Raw genomic sequence first — 20,858 nt, 5'->3', positions numbered from 1 at the left:
AGATCATCCCCGGCCGAGGGCGCGGTTCAGGACCTGTTCGAACTTCCCGGCCAGCAGATCGAAGTTGAACTCCTTCTCGACGAAGGCCCGGCCGGCGGCGCCGAGCGCCGCCCGTTCCTGACGGCTCATGGCCGCGAGTTTCAGGATGTTGGCCGCAAGGGCCGCCGAGTCCCCGCCCGGCGAGGATAGGCCCGCCTTCCCGTCGGCGACCGGATCGTTGTAGGCGCTCGACGACAGCAGGATCGGCCGGCCCGCCGCCAGGTAGTCGAACAGCTTGTTCAGGCTGATGCCCCCCTCGTTATAGAGGGGCGCGTTTTTCACGATGCCGATGCAGGCGTCGTACTCGGCGATCCGCGCCGGGACCTCGGACTTGGGAATCCGGCCCAGGAACTGAACCGAGGTGAGGCCGCGCGCCTCGCAGTCGGCCTTGAGACGCGGTTCCTCGGCCCCGCCGCCGATGAAGGTCAGCGAGATGTTCTTGGCCTCTGGAAGGTCCGCGATCTGGGCCATCGCGTCGATCGCCGTGTCCAGGCCGTACCAGAGACCGACCGTCCCCATGTAGACGATGCGCAGGCCGTCATGTTCGGGCTGCGGCGTAGCCGGACCGAACTTGGCCACGTCCACCCCGTTGGGAATGACCGTGATCTTTCCCGGCTCCCCGCCTTTGGAGGCGATGTGCTTGGGCGTCCCGGGCAGCAGGGTGATGATCTGGCTGGCATGCTTGTAGAGCTGCCGTTCCATCCAGGACAGGGCGACGATCAACGGGTGGCTGTCCCGCAGGCGGCCGGCCGTGGTGATCGACGCAGGCCAGACGTCGCGGATCTCCATCACGAACGGCACCTTGAGACGGCGCGCCAGATGCATCGCGCCGAACGCCGCAAAGGGGTGCGGGCTGCTGGCGACGATGATGTCCGGCTTGGGCAGGGCGTCGAACCCTTCGGCGCGCCAGACCCGCCAGGCCGTGTCGAGCATGCCCAGCAGCCTGCGGCCGGTGTTGCCGCTGTAGGTCATGGCCGGAAGCCACAGGAAGCGGATGCCGTCGACCTGCTCGACCCGAGGCTTGTCCAGGTCCGCCAGGGCGGCATAGCGCTGGCCGAGCTGGCCGACGGACGAGGCGATCAGGGTCAGGTCGTGCCCGCGCGCGATCAGCCTCTGGCCGATGTCGTAATGGCGCATGCTGGTCCCCTCTCGGGGCGGGGCCGCGGCGGGATTGACGATCCAGATATTCAAGGAAGAAGCCTCTGATGGTGTTCGCGTCGGCCGGGAAGGGACTCGCTGGCGCGGCGTGCCGCCACCGCATGTCCCCTCGCCCGCCGGCGCATCGCCTCGGTCTTGCGGAACCGCCTAGACCAGCGCGTGGCGATGCAGTTTGGGAATGGCGTTCACGACCCCGATCGTCTCGGCGAAGTCCAGCCCGATCGCGTCCAGATACCACTTGATGTTGGCGTACCGCGGACGGTTCTCGTGCTCCAGAAGCACCAGCGCCTCCTGCCGGCTCAGATCGCCTTCGCGGATCTGATTGCTCCGGAAGGTGTCGTGCTCGGAAAAGCCGGCGACCGTGTAGTAGATGTAGTTATAGAACGCCGCCGTGCCGTCGCCGATCCGCCAGGTCGTCGTGGTGTCCGGCGCCTTCTCCCAGTCGTACTGGGCCAGACACTGGTCCACGAGCCGTTCGTCCCAACGCCAGTAGTCGAAGATGGCGAAGTAGTCGGTCTTGGACGACACGCTTCGATAGTACTCGCCCGAGACGGTGTCCCACAGCGAACTGTTGAAATAGCCCGGGCTCTGCATCATCGCCTTGACGCGGAGATACTGATAGCGGAGCTGCTTGGCGGCGCCGCTGCTGTAGACCTTCTCCTCGGCGAAATCGGGAGGCACGCCCAGGAAGCCGGTCTTGAAGTGCGTGACTTCGAGCGGGTTCATGCCCCAGAGGTTGAGGCTGACGCCGGTCTGTTTCTTCACCGTTTCGACGTGCCGGAAGAAGTGCTTGTCGCCGGCGGTCAGGATGTTGACCATCCCCAGGTGGGGCGACTTCAGCCAGGCGCGCAGGTTGGCGGCGATGTTTTCGCGCTTCTTGGTGATGTCGTCCGCGATGATGATGTTCTCGACGCCCAGCTCAGCGCACATCCGACTGATGTTCCGCCGACCCAAATCCGTCACCATGCCCCAGTCGTACGTGTAGGTGACGGGCTTCATCTTCAGCTCGTCGACGATGAGGTGCAGGGCGTAGCAGCTGTCCCGGCCGCCCGAGAACGGCACGACGCAATCGTTGCCGACCTTGCGGCGGTAAGGCTCGACCAAGGCGAACAATTCTTCCTTGGGCCTCGGCTTGTTGCGAGGCTTGTAGGCCAGGCAGTAGTTGCAGACCCCGTCCTGATCGAACCTGATGTAGGGCATCGTCTCCGGAAGGACGCAGCGCGTGCAGCGCCGGAGCTCGTGCTTCGGATACTGCAGCAGCCCTTCTTCGGACGAGGACAGGATCAGCGCAGGGATGAGATCGGTGGTCCGCTCCTCGCGGTTCACCACGACATAGTCCGTGTCGGAGGCCGGAATATCGAGAACCAGGCCGTCGCGGACCTCCACGACGTCCACGCAACCGATCTGGTTCAGGGGGAAGGCTTCCGAGGCGAAGCAGACGGCCTCACCCTTCTTGCCGATGTAGAGGCTGCCGTTGTTCGAGAACAGGCAGAGCTTGCCCAACCGGGGAAGCGCCAGCGCGCACGCGACCACGCCGCGACACAGGCCCAGCACCGCGGCGGGGATGTCCTCGACCTTGCCCCCCTTCTCGAGATGCGCCGCGGCGATCGCCGGGATCACCTCGGTGTCGATCTGGAGCTCACGGGTCTTGCCGATCTTGCTCCAGATTTCTTCGTGATTGACGATGATCCCGTTGTGCAGGACGCAGACATCGTCGCGAAGGACGGGCTGGTTGTCGCTGAGGCCGTTGGTGATCAGGCGGCTGTGCCCCATGACCAGATCGGCCGAATAGGGCTTCGTCTCCTTCAGGAGACGGGAAATCGGATAGTCGGCGCGATGGATGCGATACCCGCCGTCCTGATGGATCAGCAGGCCGCTCGAATCCCGCCCACGCTGCTGCGCATGAGTGGTCAGCGCGATGAGATCATCCCGTCCCCACGAGGAGGAAGAGGGAGCGATGATCCCAAAAATCCCACACATCGACGAACTCTCCGTTCCAAAATCTGCAGTTAGATCAGATCAAGGCCGAAGCCCAGCGTTCTGACCGGTCGCGACTCCAGGCCGCGTCCTTCGCCACAGCGTCCCTTGCCACGTATCGATGTCGAAAAAACGCTGCCGTCAGCTCCGGGGCTGCAGGCCCAGGCGGTCCCGATAGAAGGCCACCAGCGTCGCCGCTTCCAGATCCCAGTCGAACTTCTCCAGAATAGCGCGGCGTCCACGGTCCCCCATGGCCTGCGCCTCTTCGGGGTTATCAAGAATCCATTGCATGGCGGCGACAATCGCCTGGGTATCCTCGGGATCGACCAGCAGGCCGCAACCCGCGTCGTCGATGATCTCGCGCCAGACCGGGAAGTCCGAAGAGATCAGGGGCACCCCGGCCGCCATATACTCGAACAGCTTGATCGGCAGGGTCAGCATCTCGTGGGCGACCGGCTTGAGCACCACCAGCCCGGCGCGGGCGTCGGCCAGCACGGCGGCCACTCCCTGACGGGTGGTCCATCCTTCGAACCGCACCCGTTCCCAACCCGGCATCGCCTCTGCGCGCCGCTGATCTTCCGCGACCGAGAAGGCGCCCGCGAGCCGCAACCGAGCGTTCGGGTTCGGCAGGCGCGAGACGGCGTCGATCATCTCGAAGATGTTGCGATTTGTGGTGATGGTCCCGACGTAGGCGAACTCCGGTGGGCGATCCGCCATCGGCGTCGGGTCCGGCGCGTGCAGCTCGTTGGCCACGGGGAAGTTCCGCACCACCACCGTCTTCTCCGCCGGGAACCGCGCACCAATGACGCCGGTCGCCGTCACGACGCCGTTCAGAAGGCGTCCGCCGATCCACTCTGTGAGGCTGACGAAGGGCGGCAGGGTCCGTTGAGCCCACCGTGGAAGACCCGGGTTGTGCATGACCTGCCGCGGAACGTCCTCGTGGACGTCGTAGACGACCTTGATCCCCCAGAGCCGCAGCAGCAGCGCCCAGGGCAGCAGTTCCGGGTCGTGGAAATGAGCCACGTCCGGCCGCGCCTTGCGAACGGCGGAGATCATCCGCCAGGCGCCCTTGGTCATCCGCGCCAGCCGGCGCAGCTTGGGGCCGGTGTCCACGATTGTGTAGCCGCCGGCCTCGTCGCTTCCGGCCCCTTCCCGTCCTGGACGAAGATCTGGACTTCGGCGTCGAAGGCGCGCGCGAGGGAGCCCACCTCCTTGACGCGGATCCGGCTGTCGCTGCGGGGGTGGACGGTGGTGAAGTGGACGATCTTCATTTGGCGTGGGCTGTCAGAGGAGGAGCGCCGGGGGACTGCCCCGGCCTGTAGGTGGAGATCGCGGGCCCGCTGGGCTGATCCCGCATCACCATGAGGATCAGGAGCGCCGGCAACAGGCCGTTCGTGAGGAAGAGAGTGACGAAGTCCGTCGACTGGATCATCGACAGGAACAGGCTGACCGTGGCGGTCACCACCAGCGGCACGCCCATGTAGCGGCTGCAGGCCTGGAAGAAGGCGATCACCAGCCCGGCCCCTGCCGAATAGATGACGACGCCCAGGAACCCGGCCTGCGCGAAGCCGCTGCCGATGAAGCCGGTGTTGGCCGACGTCCGGGCGCCGAAATAGGTCTCGCCGATCAGGATCGGCGCTACCACCCCATTATAGGGCACCCGGACCATGCCCAAGGTCAGCTTCGAGGTGGACCAGTAGTACTTCGGAGAGTGGGAGAAGAAATCCAGATAGTTGTAGTCGACCAGGGTCGGGACGAAGAGGGCGCGGCGGACGAACAGCGTCTCGATCTCTCCCCAGAACGAGGACACGCTCATGTCCGGCTGCAGGATGATCGCCACACAGAGGAAGAAGATGGCCGCCGACAGGGCCATCAGGATCGGCGCATAGCCAGACCGTCCGGACATGAGGACGAAGATTCCGGCCGTCATGAACGGGATGATGGCCATCGACTTGTGGCCAGTGAGGCCGAACAGGATCACCGACACGACGCAGAAGGCCGCGGCCGCCCAGTACTTCTTGTACCGCATGGACACGGCCACTCCGAAGGGGATGATCGCGGTCGTGAAGAACAGGGATAGATACCCGAAGAGCCCCGGCACCGACTCGGCCGCCGCTTCTCGGAAGTCATAAACTCTTGAAAAATCTAGGTTGAAATATCGGAATCCCCCGAAGGCATAGAACATGACGACCAGGGAGACGCTGCCCGCGAACAGGACGCCCACAACGTCGCGCGGCGCGATGGAGAACAGGCGCACGCGATGCAGGGGGATCGCGCTCGCCGCATAGATGATCGATATCGCGAGCGCGACTATGAACGCCGACGATGTCGGCCGGTCGGAGAATCCGTAAAGGATCGACGACGGCACGAAATAGACCGTCAGGATGATGTTCAGGAAAAACGACCTGGCGCTCCAGCTCACCGGCGTGAACACCACGAAGGCCGCGAGAGCGAACATCGACGACACGATCTTCGTGCCGTTGATCGCCAGATCCAGGCCCATGTAGGACCAGGTCTTGGACGTATACAGACAATACACGGCGGCAAGCAGGCCGTAGTACGCCATGTAGAGAACTAGAAGCCTGACCCGCCCGCTGCCCGCCTTCGGCCGGCCGGGCTCAAACGAGCCGTCGGTCGTGGCTGGAGTTTCGTTCCGCCAGGGCGGAGAAACTGTGCGAGCGCTTACCGAACCAAGCATGGCGTCCCATTCCTGTCGCCGAATCTCGAGGTCGACCACAGCGATTTATTCTTAACGGATGAGATCGAGAGTTAGACTTCAGGCGGGCCTTACCGAGAACATCATATGCCACCTGATGTAGTTAACCCACCGCCAAGCCTGCCATGAGAACGGCGCCCGTCCGGAGATCATGGCGTCGAACGCCTGGATCAGTGCGTCCGTACGGAGGAAGGGCACCTGCTCCGCCTCCTGCAGCCATGCGCGGGATTGACCCGCCAATGCGATGAACCAATCCTGCTCGGGGGTTTCAAACCCGATTTTGTCCCGCCGGTCAAGGATGGCGTCCGGCACGATTCCCCGCATCGCGGCCCGGAAAACACTCTTGGTCTCGCCCTCGCGGGAAACCAGATATTCCTCAGGAAGCGACAGCATGAGTTCCGCAAAGGGGACCGTCAGGAACGGGACCCGGCTTTCAATCGAGAACCGCATCGAGTTGCGGTCGCCATGGCGCAGGAGATGGGGCAGGCCGCGAACCTGAAGGCTGTGGGCGAGCTGCTCGGCAAGCCTGCGTCCCCGCGCGTCGGCCGCCCGCACGGGGCGAGGCTCGCGCATCATGACCCCGGCGTCCCTCAGATAGTCTATGTCGAGCCAGTCCGGCGCCGCGCCGCGTCCCATGAAGCGCCGCCCCTGCGCATAGATTGAGTCCGGCAGGGTGGCGCGCCCGAGGTACATCCACGCCCTGCGATTGGACCGGCCGGGCCACTCCCCCCACCGCCGCGCGAAGTCGGCGGCGGCCCGCCATCCTTCGCCTGGAGTTTCCAGCATGCTCAGCATGCGCTCCCCGGGATAGCCGTCGTAGCCGCCCATCAACTCGTCGGCGCCCTGGCCGTCCAGAGTCACCGTGACGCCGCTTTCCTTCGCCAGCTGATACACGCGGTACTGGGCGTAGATGCTGGTCCCGCCGAACGGCTCTCCCTGCGCCCGGATCAAGGTGTCGATATCGCGCACCAGGTCCTCGGGCGTCGCGATCACCTTGCGGCCGATGGCGCCGACGTGAGCATTGACCGTGTCGACCCAGGCCTCCTCGGACGCCGGACTGCCTTTGGCGACATAGCTGAAGGTGTGGATCGGCATGTCGGGCTCGACGTGCCTCATCGCGCAGACGATGGCTGAGGAATCGATGCCGCCCGACAGCGCCGCCCCCAGGGGCACGTCGCTGCGCAGATGCTTGCGGATGTTGTCGAGGAAAAGTTCGCGAACGGCGTCGGCGGCGTCGGAGAACGACAGGGTGGAGGTCCGCGCCACCGGCGGCCTCCACCAGTGCCGGATCCCGGTGATCTCGCCCTTCGCCGCATCGAATGTCAGAAGTCGGCCGGGCAGCAGGTGCCGGACGCCCTCGACGAAGGTGTTCTCCTTGCTGTCGTAGTCGCTGTGGACGACGTAGTCGTAAGCGCGCTGCAGGTCCGGGGACCAGGCGCCCCCGGCCAGCGCCATCACCGCCGGCAGTTCGGATCCGAACACCAGACGGTCGCCCGTATGGCTGTAGAAGAGCGGCTTGATGCCAAAGGCGTCGCGCACGCAGGTGACGGTCTGCTCGACGCGATCATGGATCGCGAAGGCGAACATGCCGACCAGCCTGTCCAGGCAGTCGGCGCCCCACTGCACCCAGGCCTTCAGCAGGACCTCGGTGTCCGATTCCGTCTTGAAGACGTGGCCGCCGTTGGCGAGCTCCTTGCGAAGCTCCTTGTAGTTGTAGATTTCGCCATTGAAGGCGAGCACGTACCGCCGGTCATCGGTCAGCATCGGCTGGTGTCCGCCGGAACTCAGGTCGATGACCGACAGCCGGGTCTGACCGACCACGGTCGTCCCGCGATTGGTCCGGTCGATCTCGTACCCGCTGTCATTGGGGCCGCGGTGGCTCATGGCCGACAGGGCGAGGGCGAGATCGCCCTCGAGAGTCGACGGCGGCCGACGCCAGTTTCCCCCGATAATTCCGCACATCGTCCGTTCCGCCTTCGATCCTGTATGCGCCTTAGGCCATCGTCCGTCGGCGGTCCGTCCAGGCCAGGTGCGCGAACACCAGCCCGATCGAAATCACCCCGCCGACGAAATTCGCCACGGAGAGATAGATAATCGTCTGCAGCGGACTACCGCTTTGAAAGCCCAGCGCCAAGGCCGCCACCTTGAGGACCAGAAGCGTCGAATGAACGGCCAGATTCAGCTTCTGGCCACGCGTCGCGGTGAGCGCCGTCGAGATCGACGAATAGATGAACTGGACGCAGAAGCCGGGAACCAGCCAAGCCGCGTACAAGCCGGCCTGGCGCCAGGATTCGTCGAAGATGTGGGCGAAGAGGAACTCGCCCGCCGTCATGATCACGGCGGCCGGAACGGCCACCGCCGCCGCCAGGCCCAGCACGATCAACAGCGCCTGGCGCAGCAGCGCGCCGCTGGCCATGGATTGGCGCGCGCCGGCCAGGAAGGCCTGGGAGATCGCCTGGGAGACGATGGTCATGGGCGCGGTCAGCATCCGCTCGGCGAGGAAGTACACGCCCGCGACGGCCGGGCTGAACATGGCGGCGAGGACTAGGTTGGGCAGTTGCACGCCCAGGAAGTCGATCAGGGCGGCCGGGACATCGAACTTCGGGAACCGGTCATGGCCGGCCAGAAGACGGCCCAGGCGTCGACGCCCGCTGCGATCCCGAAAGGGAAGCGGGCGACGGCCGACATCCCTGGCCAGGCGGAAGACGCCGGCCGTGAAGCCGAAGATATGTCCGACGATCAGCCCGATGGCGCCCAGTCCGGCGACGCCGGCGGCGACTTGGACGAAGACGTTGCTGGCGCTCTGGACCAGCTTGGTCTGAGCCACCGTCACGAATTGACCTTTGCGCAGGCTCCACAGGTTCAAAGCCCTGTAGGACCCCGCCCCCAGCAACCCGAGCGGAATGAGGAGCAGGTAGTTCTCCGCACCCGGAGCATCCAGGAGCCTCGCGAGGTCCCCCCGCCAGATCAGAATCGACCCCAGGGCCACGACCGCCACGATCACATTGATAACCAGGGCGGCGGCCATCATGTCGTAGGCGCTCCGATCGCTGCGCATGAGCGGGATCGCGAACTCGTAGCGCAGGCTGGAGATCACCAGGATGAGCCCCATGGTGGCGCTCACCACGGCGAACACCCCGAAGTCGGACGGGTCGTACAGCCGGGTGAGCAGCGGCGTGGCCGCCAGGATCATCAACTGGCCCACGAACGACGCCGCCGCCATCAGGCCCGCGGACCGGATCAGCTGGCTTCCGAGAAGCCGCGATTTCAGGACCTCGACACGCGACCCCATGGTCATTGTTCGGCGAAGTCCCGGATCGTCATGCTGGGCGAGGCCGCCGTCTTCCATCGGAGGTCGGCGGGCCGGAAGATCACGCAAGAACGACGCGGTCGCGACGCTTGTCGATCCGGCTGGTGGCGTTGCGCGAGTCCACCACCAGGGCGACATGATCCACGAGCTGCTGGTAATCGACCTGGTCGTGATCCGTACAGATCAGAGCCGCGTCGAAGGTCTTCAGGACCTCCGGCATCCAGTCGATGCCGACGCGTCCGGTCAGGGCGGCGTGCTCGCGGGTCGGCGGGATCGTGGGGATGTGGGGGTCGTAGTATTCCACCTCGGCGCCGAGCGCTTCCAGTTCCTCGAGGATCTTGAGCGAGGGGCTCTCGCGCATGTCGTCGACGTTCCGCTTGTAGGCCAGGCCGAGCAGCAGGATGCGCGATCCGGCGAGGCTCTTGCGCAGACGCACGCCCAGGGCCTGGATCAGGGTGTGGATCACTTCCTTGGGCGCGTCGGCGTTGACCTCGCCGGCCAGCTCGATGAAGCGCGTCGGCACTTCGAACTCGCGCGCCTTCCAGGTCAGGTAGAAGGGGTCGATGGGAATGCAGTGCCCGCCCAGGCCCGGACCCGGATAGAAGGCCTGGAAGCCGAACGGCTTCGACTTGGCCGCGTCGATGACCTCCCAGATGCTGATCCCCATCTTGCCGTAGATGAGCTTCAGTTCGTTCACGAGGGCGATGTTGACCGCGCGATAGATGTTCTCGGTCAGTTTGACCGCCTCGGCCGTCCGGGTCGACGACACGGGCACGATCCGCTCGACGATGGAGCCATAGATCAGCTCGGCCGCGCGCCGGGAGAAGTCGTCGTCGGCGCCAACCACCCGGGGGATGGTCGACGTCTCGAAGCTCGGATTGCCCGGGTCCTCGCGCTCCGGCGAATAGGCGAGAAGGAACTCTGCGCCCGCCGTCATGCCGGTCTGCTCGAGGATCGGCTTGACCACCTCGTCGGTCGTTCCCGGCCAGGTCGTCGATTCCAGCACCACGATCTGGCCCGGTCGCAGCACCGTCCTGATCATCTCTGTGGTCGCGACCACGTAGGACAGGTCGGGATTGCGGTGCGGGTCGATCGGCGTCGGCACGCAGATGATGAGCGCGTCGGCGGCGCGCAGCGCCTCGACGTTGCAGGTCGCCGTGAACCGGCCGTCCGCCCACATCTCGGTGATGATCGACTTGGGCACCGTTCCCACGGGACTCTCGCCCCGCTCGAGCTCCTGGACCTTCACCTCGTCGATGTCGAACCCGATCACCCGGAAACCGGCGCGATGGGCGGCCGCCGAAAGCGGCAGGCCGACATAGCCCAGCCCGATGATCCCCAGCGCGGCGTCACGGGTTCCGAGGCGCTCCAGGAGGTCCGCGACGGCGGGATGGGCGGCGTTCAAGGCCGGATGATGGATCGGAGCGTTCATAGGTCGGTGCTCGGAAGCTGTACGGGCATTGGGTGAGATGTCGGGCGGGAGCGGCTCGGCGGCGGGCCCGGCCAGGCAGCGATGTTGCTAGATCAAGATTGAGACACGTTGTCGACGCCCGGCGAAACCGACCCGGAGTCACGGGAACTTTCGCCGGCTTCGACGTGAACGAGGACGCCGTCGACCAGCCGGTATAGGTCGCCGGTGTGAGGACATACGGTCTCGGCGGATCCCTCCAGCGGCAAGGCCAGGCGTTCTCCGAATGCGCTCATCCACCCGATCTGCCGGGCCGGTGCTCCTACCATGAGGGCGAAGGCCGGTACATCGCGGGTGACGACGGCCCCGGCTCCCACGAAGGCGTAGGCGCCGATGGTCACGCCGCAGACGATGGTGCAGTTCGCGCCCAGCGTCGCGCCGCGTCCGACGCGGGTGTCGCGGTATTCGTCCTTGCGCTCGACCAGCGAGCGAGGGTTGTAGACGTTGGTGAAGACCATGCTGGGGCCGCAGAAGACCCCCTCTTCCAGCATCACGTTGTCGTAAACCGACACGTTGTTCTGGATCTTGCAGCGGTCTCCGATCACCACCTTGTTGCCGACGAAGACGTTCTGGCCCAGCGACACCTCGCGGCCGATCCTGGCGCCCCCGCAGACATGGACGAAATGCCAGATCCGGGAGCCCTCGCCGATCTGGGCTCCTTCATCGACGATCGCGCTCGGGTGCTGATAGTGACCCGTCATGCCGCGCTCCGCAGGAGCGGATGGTAGTCGCCCTGCAGAGAGGCCGTCGGCGCGTTCCGGATCGCGGACACCGCCTCGATCGCGCCGCGGCTGGCCATGAGACCGAAGCCGCGGCCCGCGAGGATCTCCTCGTAGCTGCGCGTGTGCAGGTCCGTGAATCCCCCAGAGAACTCGATCTCTTCGCCGGCGGCGGTGATCGACCGGTAGGTCCGCTGCCCCTTCGCCCGCTCGGCCTCGGGCACGTCCGACACGTCGATGGAGAGGAACCAGCGGACCCGGGCCCGCTCGTACTCCAGATAGCCGGCCGCCTTCGTCGGCGCGTTCAGGTGCACGACGTTGGTCTGCAGGTCTCCGAACAGGAAGTTCAGCATGTCGAAGAAGTGGACGCCGATGTTGGTGGCGATGCCGCCGGACTTTCGGACGTCGCCCTTCCAGCTCTCCAGGTACCAGTTCCCGCGGGAGGTGATGTAGGTCAGGTCGACCTCGACCTTGCGATCCGAGGGACCCGCCATCGTCTTCTCGCGCAGGGCGATGATCGCGGGATGAAGGCGGAGCTGGAGGATGGTGTTGATCGACTGGCCCGACGCGCGTTCGACCTCGACGAGCTCGTCGAGCTCCTCCGGGGTCAGGACTAGCGGCTTCTCACAGATCGCCGTAGCGCCCGAACGCAGCGCGAAACGCATGTGCGCACCGTGCAGGTAGTTGGGCGAACAGATAGAGACGTAGTCCAGCGCGCGGGGATCGCCCCCCTGACGCAGGCTATCGACATAGCGGTCGAACTGCTCGAACTCGGTGAAGAAGGCGGCGTCCGGGGCGTAGCTGTCGATGATCCCTATGGAATCGTTCGGATCGTAGGCGGCGACCAGCTGATTGCCGGTGTCGACCACGGCTTTCATGTGGCGCGGCGCGATGTAGCCCGACGCCCCGATGATGGCGAAGTTCTTCATGCAGGTCGTCCTCAGATCGCCGGCGTCGCCTGGGCGGCGTCCGCCCTGGCCGCCGCATTCGCCGCGCCGTCCTCTTCGAAGAACGCCTTGACGCTCGGCCACCAGGCGGGCGTCCTGCACCTGCAGGTGATCGCCGATGGGCAGGCTCAGCAGCGTCGTGTCGGAGCGGTTGGCGAACATGTCCTCGCCGCCTTGGCCCAAATAGTCGTAGGCCTCGAGCTTTGGCAGGGCGATCGGATAATGGACGCCCGTCTCGATGCCGCGCTGCTTCAGGAAGGTGGCAAGCGCCTCGCGGCGCTCGGTGCGGACCACGAAGAGGTGGAAGGCGTGACGGCAGTCCTGCGGCAGGGTCGGCAGGATCAGGCCCGGGATCCCGTTCAGCGCGATGGCGTACGTCCGGGCCAGCTCATTCCGCCGATCCACCCACGCGTCCAGGTGCGGCAGCTTGGCGCTCAGGATCGCGGCCTGGAGCGCGTCCAGCCGGCTGTTGCGCCCCTCGAACTGGTGATCGTACTTCCCGGTGCGGCCGTGGTTGGCGATCATGCGGCAACGCTTGGCCAGCGCGTCGTCGTCGGTGGTGATGGCGCCGGCGTCCCCGTAGGCCCCCAGGTTCTTGCCTGGATAGTAGCTGAAGGTGGCGATGTCGCCGATCCCCCGACGCGGCGGCCCCGATACTCCGCTCCGTGCGCCTGCGCGCAGTCCTCGACGATTTTCAAGCCGTGCTCGCCGGCGATCTCGCGCAACTCGTCCATTCGGCACGGGTGGCCGTAGAGATGGACCGCCATGATGGCCGAGGTGTTGGGCGTGACCCGCCGGCGGACGTCGGCGATGTCCAGCGTATAGGTCACCGGATCGACGTCGGCGAAGACCACCTTGAGTCCCGAACGGGTGACCGCCTCGCTGCTGGCGATGAAGGTGTTGGCCGGGACGATGACTTCGGATCCCGCGGGAAGCGACAGAGCCTCCAGCGCGATCTCGATCGCGTCGGTCCCGTTCGCGACGCCGACACAGTGCTTCACCTGCTGGAATTGGGCGAACGCCTGTTCGAACTTCGAGACGTCGCCGCCCCCGATGAAGGCGGTGCGGGCGATCACATCGGCGATCGCGGCGTCGATATCAGACTGGATAGACTGGTACTGCGCATGCAGATCGAGAAACTTGATCACTGGACGTCTCGCAATTTCTTGGCTGGATTGCCGGCGTAGATGCCCGGCTCCGTGATGTCTTTGGTCACCACCGATCCGGCGCCGATCACGACGTCGTCGCAGATCGTCACCGGCAGGATGGTGGCGTTGGTTCCTATGGAAACTCGGTCGCCAATGCGAGTGGATTTCCACAGAGTCTTGTCGCCCCGCGCCGGCCCGCCCGTCGCGAACAGGTCGTTCACGAACATGGCCCCATGCGACACGAAGCAGTCCGAGCCGATCTGCACCAGCTCGCAGATAAAGGCGTGGGACTGGATCCGAGACCGATCGCCGATCAGCACGTCCTTCTGAATCTCCACGAAGGGGCCGATGAAAACGTCGTCCCCGACCCGGCATCCATAGACATTGGCCGGCTCGACCACGACCACGTTCCGGCCGAAGTCGACGTTCACGACGCCTGCGGACCTCGACGCGGGCTGGTTCACGCCGTTTCTCCGAGGCGGCAGTGGCGGGGCCGGAAGCGGAGGTTGACCTGCTTGCCCGTCTCCACCGACTCGTAGATCGCGTTGATCAGCTCGAGGCTGCGGCGTCCCTGCAGGCCATCGACCAGATGGGGGCCGCCGTCGAGGATGCAGCCGACGACGTGCTCGTAATAGGCTTGGTGGCCGAAGCCGTAGACGTTCGGCGGATTGACGGAATAGCGCTCCATCACGTCCGCATCGCCCTCTTCGGGGACGACGAAGTTCCAGGTCTCCAGCTTGTTCACGGCGAAGCCGCCGATCACCACGGTCCCGTTCTCGCCCATCAGGGAGATCGAACCCTCGAGGTCCTTCGGCCGGACCGCCGTGGTCGCCTCGATCAGTCCCAGCGCGCCGCTCTTGAAGCGCAGGGCCACGACGGCGGTGTCCTCGGCCTCGATGTCCACCAGCGCGGTCCGGGCCAGGGCGAACACGCTCTCGACCTCCCCCATCATCCATTCCAGGAGGTCGACGTGGTGGCTGGCCTGGTTGGTCAGAACGCCGCCGTCCAGGGCCCAGGTCCCCCGCCAGCTGTCCTGGTCGTAGTAGGCCTGCGGCCGGCACCAGCGCACCCGCACGGTGCCCATCACCAGCTTGCCGAAGCGGTCGGCCTCCAGGGCTTCGCGCAGTTTGCGCACCGGCACGTTGAAGCGGTTCTGCTTGACCACGAACAGCCGGACGCCGGCCCTCTGGCAAGTCTCGATCATGGCGTCGGCGTCGGAAAGGGTCAGCGCCATCGGCTTTTCGACGACGATGTGCTTGCCGTACGGAGCCAGGCTGATGACGTGTTCGGCGTGACGGCCGCTCTCGGTCAGGACCACCACCACGTCGATGTCGCACTCGGACATCATCGCGTGCATGTCGGTGAACCAGGGCACCGAGAACTGCTCGCCGATCGCCTTGGCCTTGTCCGCCACGATGTCGCACACCGCGACGAGGCTCGCGTTCTCGATCTGGTTCGAGCCGAGCAATTCGGAGTGCCGCTTTGCGATCCGACCACAACCGACCAAGGCGAATTTCAGCATTCGACGTCTTTCTTCAACCGTTTGCTCAAACGAGCGGTGTTCCTGTCAGGGCGGAGCAACCAAGGATTGGCGTAGAGCACGCCTCCGCCGTGCGCGGTAGATGGAGCCGTCCCGGCGTCCGGTGAAATACCGGGACTGCGCCGGGAGCAACACACTCTGTTTTCATGACAGCAGGACTTCACCGTCCGCGGGCGTCCGCCGCACGCCGGACCGGATGCGCTCGACAATCTCCATGAGCTTCACGTCCGGGGTGCCGCCCGCCAGCTTGGCCTGATCGGCCAGCGCCAGAATCTCGTCGACGTTGATCGTCCGCGGAACCGGACGGGACAGCAGCTCCATGATGCCGTCCTCGCATTCTGCGACGTTCTCGCCGTCGTCACTCAAGATCTCGGCCAGCTTCTCGCCGGGCTTCAGCCCCGTGAATTCGATCTTGATGTCAACGTCCGGGACCTTCCCGCTCAGCTCGATCATCTGCCGGGCCAAGTCGACGATCTTGACGGACTCGCCCATCTCCAGGAGGTACTTCCGGACCCGCGCTCCCTTGGCGGCCGCGCCGATGGCGGCGCTGTGCAGCACCAGCTGGACGGCCTCGGGGATGGTCATGAAGAAGCGATTGACCTCCGGATGGGTGACCGTCACCGGCCCTCCGCGCGCGATCTGATCCCGGAAGATTGGCACGACCGAACCCGCCGAGCCGAGCACATTGCCGAACCGCACCGCATTCATCTGCGTCCGCCCCTTGGGGGCGAGGTCCAGCAGGGCTTCGGCGACGCGCTTCGTGGCGCCCATGACGTTGGTCGGAGCCACGGCCTTGTCCGTCGAGATCAGGACGAACTGGGCGACGCCCTCGTCGACCGCCGACCGGATGACGTTCCAGGTCCCGAGAATGTTGGTGGCGATGCCTTCGGCCGGGTTATCCTCCACCAGGGCGACATGCTTCAGCGCTGCGGCGTGGAAGATGATGTCCGGGCGCTCGGCGCGGATGACCTCCCTGATCCGGTTCGCATCGCGAACGTTCGCCAGAATGGCGCTGCGGCTCATCGCGGCGGCGGGCGTCGCGCCCAGTTCCCGGTTGATCTCGAACAGCAGGAACTCGGAGTGATCGACCATGCTGAGGTGCGCACATCCCAGCGCGTGCAGCTGTCGGCAGATTTCCGAACCGATGCTGCCGCCGGCGCCGGTGACCAGGACGCGGCGACCGGCGACGAGCGCCCGAACGGGCGCGGGATCGAGCGAGACCGGCTTGCGGGGCAGGAAGTCCTCCAGCGGAATCTCTTCCAGGACGCTTCCCGACGCGCCGTCGATCTCCGCCATGTTCTGCGGCTTCAGCAGGGTGTGGCCCGCCCGCCGGAGCTCGCCGATCCGCTCGGTCGAGATTCCCAGGCTTTGCACCGGGTCATCGAGGAAGACGATGGCGTGCGGCGTGGCTGGACGGCCCGGCCCGATCTGGGACGGACGCCAGGTGGAGACCTCGCCGACGAAGGGAACGCCATGCAGGCGCAGCCCGACTTCCTCGGCGAGCGGCGTGATCACGCGACGGGCTGGTACGGCGAGTTCGGATCGCCCTGGATGAGCCGGAGCTGACGGTCCGCGTCGGCCATCCGGCCCACCACCAGCAGCGGCGTCCGAGTGGACACCGGCCGCAGCCACCACCCCGGCAGGAGGTGGGCCGCCAGACCGGGGTCGTGGGGCAGGCGCCAGGCGACGCGCATGCCGACCAGGAGCATCAGGGTCAGAAGCCAGGCGAGAGGCAGCACCGACCGGGGCAGTTGCAGACCCCGATCAAGGAAGAAGATCACGCCGATGAACAGGACCGTGGTGATCGTGACGTTCCGGGCCAGGCCGATCACCTCGCGGATCGACACGTAGCGCCACGCCGAGCGCTCCGACTGGAAGACCAACTCGACCAGGCCGCCGATCAGGGCGAAGAGGCCCGCCCAGCCGATGACGCGCAGCGCGTCCGGATCGCCGATCCACCAGGATAGGGGAGAGCGCGACGGAGCTCGTACGCGAGGATGAGACCCATGAAGTGCAGGCCCACATGGAAACAGACCTTCGCAGTCCAAGCCAAACTCAGACCGGCTCGCACAGGTCTAACGACACCCGTCATTCACGCCTCTGTATTCGTAGATTCATGCGTCGCCCGCGGCGCGCGCTTCAACCTTGGATAGCGGGACAATCCCACGAAATGGCTGCCCTTCTCGCTTTCTAGCGAACACATACGACATTGATTAGGGCGGCGTCATCCCCGCTCCTGCGACAGCCGTCCGCGACCCTTCGCCCACGGGTCGCGATCATTGCGGGAAATACGAGGGCCGACCGCCGGCCTCGTCGGCTGCGCCTCCGAAGCTCAAGAACGGTCTCTGCGCCCCGGCCGCAAGGCACGCCGACCGTCCTCCCTCGGCCGTGGACGAGCGCGTCGTCGAGCCGCCGCCCGCGCGAAACAGGAAAGCAATAACGTGCTGTTGACCACTCGTTGCTAGTGCTCGACAAGACGCCCGGAGCGCGGACTTGGACACCGGCATGGGGGTCGAGCACGTGCGCGCCTTACGTCCATCTGGCCGTTCGCGGCCAAATCATCCGAGGTACTCTCCTGTGAAACGCTATTTCCTGCCAGCCGCGGTCTTGACCGCCGCCGTTGCGCTAGGCGGCTGCGGTGGGTCTCGGATGGACATGAGCCGGATGAGCGCCGCGCAGCCGGTCGATCTTCAGACCATCCAGGCGGTCCAGGCCCCCGAGCTCCAGACCCGGATCGGGGTCGGCGACAAGCTGAACGTGCAGGTCTTCCAGGTGCCCGACCTGTCGCTGAAAGACCTGATCGTCGACGCTTCGGGAAACATTCACATGCCCCTGATCGGCGCGGTCCTCGGCGCCGGGCGCACGCCGAGCGAACTGTCGAGAGAAATCGCGGACCAGCTGGGGGCGCGGTATCTGCGCGACCCTCAGGTCACGGTTACGGTGACCGAAGCCGCCAGCCAGAAGGTCACCATCGACGGAGCCGTCACCAAGCCTGGCGTTTACGAGATGCGCGGCACGACCTCCCTTCTCCAGGCGGTCGCCATGGCCGAAGGTCCGACCCGCGTGGCCGACCTGACGCAGGTCGCGGTCTTCCGCACGATCGACGGCCAGCGTTCCGCGGCGCTCTTCGACCTGACGGCCATCCGTCAGGGCCGCGCGCCCGACCCGACGATCCTGGGGGACGACATCGTGGTCGTCGACACGTCCAGGCTGAGCGCCACCATGCGTGAAGTCCTGTCCGCCCTGCCGGGCCTGGCCGTCTTCGCCGCCTTCTAGAATCAAGCACAGCCAGTCGCGAGGGGACGGTCTTGAGATCGGGGAAGCTGCGCTGGTGATTTTATATGCGGATGGCGGGCCTTTGGGATATCTGCTGCCTGGAATGCTTATCAATGCGGTCGCAGCCGCGAAGAAGTACGGATGCCAATAATGCTGGGCGACAATTTCGTTGGTGAACGCGATCCGCGTTCGGGAGCCGGCTCCGTCGGCTCCAGGGAACCGAGATACGCGGTCCAGCAAGGGGGATGGGCCGACGGCGATTCCGCCCAGTCGCCCCTGAACCTGGCCGTCTACTGGCGAATGGCGCTCAAGCACCGCATCCTGATCCTCGGCTGCTTCTTCAGCGTGCTGGCGATCGCCGCGGCCCTGACGCTGCTGATGACCCCGATCTTCACGGCCCGCGCGACGCTGCAGATCGATCGCGAGGCCGCCCGGGTCTTCGATTCCGAGGACGTGACGCCCAGCGAGAGCCTGATCCAGGGCGAGGAGTTCTTCCAGACTCAGTACGGCCTGCTCCGCAGCCGGACGCTGGCCGAACGCGTCACCGAAAGCCTGGGCCTTGCGACCTCGAACGAGTCCCTGAAGACGATCGGCGTTGAGCCGCCGCCCGCCCGCGGCACGACCGCGGAACAGGCCGCGGCGCGCAAGGCGGCCGTCCTCGAGGCCCTGGCCGAGAATCTGAGCGTGTCGCCGGTTCGCGGATCCCGTCTGGTCACCGTCGGCTATGACGACGCCGACCCGGTGGTCGCCGCGCGGATCGCCAACGCCTTCGCCGAAAACTTCATCCAGTCGAACCTGGACCGCAAGTTCGAGAGCTCGTCCTACGCGCGTGAGTTCCTGGAAGAGCGCATCGCCCAGACCAAGGCGCGCCTCGAGACCGCCGAGCGTGAGCTCGTCGACTACGCCGCGAACCAGCAGATCATCAACGTCGGCGAACCCGGAGAGGGCGGCTCGGAGGGAAGCTCGACCCGGTCGTTGACCTCCAACAACCTGGTCGCTCTGAACGCGGCGCTGAGCGAGGCCAAGGCCAAGCGGGTGGCGGCCGAGGAGCGCTGGCGGTCCGCCCGTTCCCGGCCCCTGATGACTCTGCCCGAGGTGCTGCAGAATCCTTCGATCCAGCGGCTCACCGAACAGCGCGCCGTCTTGGACGCCGAGTATCAGCAGAAGCTCCGGCTCTATCGCCCCGAGTACCCGGAAATGGTCCAGCTTCGGGCCCAGATCCAGGAAGCCGAAGGCCAGATCCAGACCATCGCGACCAACATCCGGACCTCGATCCAGAGCCAGTACCAGATCGCGGCCAACGAGGAGAACTCGCTCCAGGGCCAGGTGAACCGGCTGACCGGCGATGTCCTGGACCTCCGTGACCGGTCGATCCAGTACAACATCCTGCAGCGCGAACTGGACACCACCCGCACCCTCTACGAGGGCCTGCTGCAGCGCTACAAGGAAGTCGGCGTGACGGGCGGCATCACCGCCAACAACATCTCGATCGTCGATCGCGCGACGCCGCCGGAACGGCCGTCTAAGCCGAACCTGATGCTGAACATGATCCTCGCCGCCCTTCTGGGCCTGGGCCTGGGCGTCGTCGCGACCCTGGTGCTTGAGGCCCTGGACGAGACCCTCGCCACTCCGGACGACGCGGAAAGCAAGCTGGACGTGCCGGTCCTGGGCGTCGTTCCGCTGCTCGAGAAGGGACAGACCACCGGCGCGGCGCTCGAGGACATCCGCTCGCCGTTCTCGGAAGCCTACTATTCGCTCCGAACGGCGCTGCAGTTCTCCACGCCCGACGGCACCCCCAGCAGCCTGCTGGTGTCCAGTGCGCGGCCGGCGGAAGGCAAGTCCACCACCGCCTACGCCATCGCCCTGAACCTGGCCCGCCTGGGTCGGCGGGTCCTGCTGGTCGATGGCGATCTGCGCAACCCGTCCATGCACCGGGTGATCGGCGTCGAGAACGATCGCGGCATGAGCAACCTCCTCTCGGGTTCGGCCGACCTCGCCTCGCTGATCGAGCGGACCCGCCACGAGAATCTGTCGTTCATCCCCTGCGGCCCCTTGCCGCCGAACCCGGCGGAACTCTGGAGCGGGGATCGCATGCACGCGTTCCTGAACGACGCCTCGACCCATTTCGATCACATCGTTATCGACGGTCCGCCCGTCTTGGGCTTCGCCGACGCGCCCCTGCTGGCCGCGGTGGTCAAGGGCGTGGTGTTCGTCGTGGAATCGCGGGGAACCCGTCGCGGCCAGGCGCGCGGCGCCCTGCGCCGCCTGCAGGTCGGTCGCGCCCACCTGCTCGGCGCGGTGCTGACCAAGTTCAACGCCAAGAGCACGTCGTACGGCGGCTATGACTACGCCTACGACTACAACTACGGCAGCGCCAACCGGGACGCCGGAGGCCGCGGGGCTTGACCGAGAAGGCCGACACGACGACCTCGCGGGTCGCGCGCGGGGCGTCGCAGGTCGCGTCCTACGCCCTGATCGCCGGCGCCGTGTTCCTGGCCTGGCAGATAGCGCTCCAAGTCATCGTCCAGCGCGCCCCGCCGGCGACGGCGGTGCGCCTGGC

At 66.0% G+C, this 20,858-nt stretch carries 15 protein-coding genes and 1 pseudogene; 2 read left to right on the top strand and 14 right to left on the bottom strand.

The annotated features are described in order from the left end of the window. Positions 1–3: 3 nt before the first annotated feature. From AC2W7C_RS00080 to AC2W7C_RS00015, 14 genes and pseudogenes are all read right to left on the bottom strand, one after another. Positions 4–1,230 carry a glycosyltransferase family 4 protein gene (locus tag AC2W7C_RS00080; RefSeq protein WP_485999613.1) on the bottom strand — a complete coding sequence of 409 codons (1,227 nt, stop codon included), beginning with the start codon at positions 1,228–1,230 and terminating at the stop codon, positions 4–6. Between the two features lie 114 nt (positions 1,231–1,344). Beyond that, positions 1,345–3,177, bottom strand: coding sequence for a hypothetical protein (locus AC2W7C_RS00075; RefSeq protein WP_485999612.1), 1,833 nt, complete (start codon positions 3,175–3,177; stop codon positions 1,345–1,347). 138 nt (positions 3,178–3,315) lie between these two features. Beyond that, the gene (locus AC2W7C_RS00070; RefSeq protein ID WP_485999628.1) at positions 3,316–4,290 is read right to left on the bottom strand and encodes a glycosyltransferase family 4 protein; all 975 of its coding nucleotides are present in this window, start codon (positions 4,288–4,290) and stop codon (positions 3,316–3,318) included. A 151-nt stretch (positions 4,291–4,441) separates the two neighbouring features. Then, positions 4,442–5,911 carry a hypothetical protein gene (locus AC2W7C_RS00065; protein WP_485999611.1) on the bottom strand — a complete coding sequence of 490 codons (1,470 nt, stop codon included), beginning with the start codon at positions 5,909–5,911 and terminating at the stop codon, positions 4,442–4,444. 39 nt (positions 5,912–5,950) lie between these two features. Continuing rightward, positions 5,951–7,852 carry an asparagine synthase (glutamine-hydrolyzing) gene (gene asnB, locus AC2W7C_RS00060; RefSeq protein ID WP_485999610.1) on the bottom strand — a complete coding sequence of 634 codons (1,902 nt, stop codon included), beginning with the start codon at positions 7,850–7,852 and terminating at the stop codon, positions 5,951–5,953. Positions 7,853–7,883: 31 nt separating this feature from the next. Then, entirely contained in the window at positions 7,884–9,239 is a 1,356-nt protein-coding gene (locus AC2W7C_RS00055) for a lipopolysaccharide biosynthesis protein (RefSeq protein ID WP_485999609.1), read from the bottom strand. Positions 9,240–9,261: 22 nt separating this feature from the next. Next, entirely contained in the window at positions 9,262–10,632 is a 1,371-nt protein-coding gene (locus tag AC2W7C_RS00050) for a nucleotide sugar dehydrogenase (protein ID WP_485999608.1), read from the bottom strand. Between the two features lie 92 nt (positions 10,633–10,724). Next, positions 10,725–11,369: an acyltransferase gene (locus AC2W7C_RS00045; RefSeq protein WP_485999607.1), complete on the bottom strand. Its 645-nt coding sequence runs from the start codon at positions 11,367–11,369 to the stop codon at positions 10,725–10,727. Next, a complete protein-coding gene (locus tag AC2W7C_RS00040) occupies positions 11,366–11,881 on the bottom strand; it encodes a Gfo/Idh/MocA family oxidoreductase (protein ID WP_485999627.1) in 516 nt (171 codons plus the stop codon). Before AC2W7C_RS00040 ends, AC2W7C_RS00045 begins: the two co-directional genes overlap by 4 nt. Positions 11,882–11,956: 75 nt before the next feature. Next, positions 11,957–13,410, bottom strand: a pseudogene (locus AC2W7C_RS00035) (aminotransferase class I/II-fold pyridoxal phosphate-dependent enzyme); the annotation flags it as partial. Between the two features lie 68 nt (positions 13,411–13,478). Further along, entirely contained in the window at positions 13,479–13,946 is a 468-nt protein-coding gene (locus AC2W7C_RS00030) for an acyltransferase (RefSeq protein ID WP_485999606.1), read from the bottom strand. Beyond that, positions 13,943–15,004, bottom strand: coding sequence for a Gfo/Idh/MocA family protein (locus AC2W7C_RS00025; RefSeq protein ID WP_485999605.1), 1,062 nt, complete (start codon positions 15,002–15,004; stop codon positions 13,943–13,945). The genes AC2W7C_RS00030 and AC2W7C_RS00025 overlap by 4 nt, the downstream gene beginning before the upstream one ends. A gap of 162 nt (positions 15,005–15,166) precedes the next feature. Beyond that, a complete protein-coding gene (locus tag AC2W7C_RS00020) occupies positions 15,167–16,537 on the bottom strand; it encodes an SDR family NAD(P)-dependent oxidoreductase (protein ID WP_485999604.1) in 1,371 nt (456 codons plus the stop codon). Then, complete coding sequence (locus AC2W7C_RS00015) at positions 16,534–17,070, bottom strand: hypothetical protein (RefSeq protein WP_485999603.1); 537 nt, start codon at positions 17,068–17,070, stop codon at positions 16,534–16,536. The genes AC2W7C_RS00020 and AC2W7C_RS00015 overlap by 4 nt, the downstream gene beginning before the upstream one ends. Before the next feature lie 616 nt (positions 17,071–17,686). Here AC2W7C_RS00015 and AC2W7C_RS00010 point away from each other — a divergent pair. Further along, positions 17,687–18,298 carry a polysaccharide biosynthesis/export family protein gene (locus tag AC2W7C_RS00010; protein WP_485999602.1) on the top strand — a complete coding sequence of 204 codons (612 nt, stop codon included), beginning with the start codon at positions 17,687–17,689 and terminating at the stop codon, positions 18,296–18,298. A 150-nt stretch (positions 18,299–18,448) separates the two neighbouring features. Then, a complete protein-coding gene (locus AC2W7C_RS00005) occupies positions 18,449–20,704 on the top strand; it encodes a GumC family protein (protein ID WP_485999601.1) in 2,256 nt (751 codons plus the stop codon). The last annotated feature ends 154 nt before the right edge of the window (positions 20,705–20,858 follow it).

The sequence above is a fragment of the Brevundimonas sp. CURTG3B2_SDJG genome (genome assembly GCF_057364705.1).
This window is presented reverse-complemented; position numbering and strand designations above follow the sequence as displayed.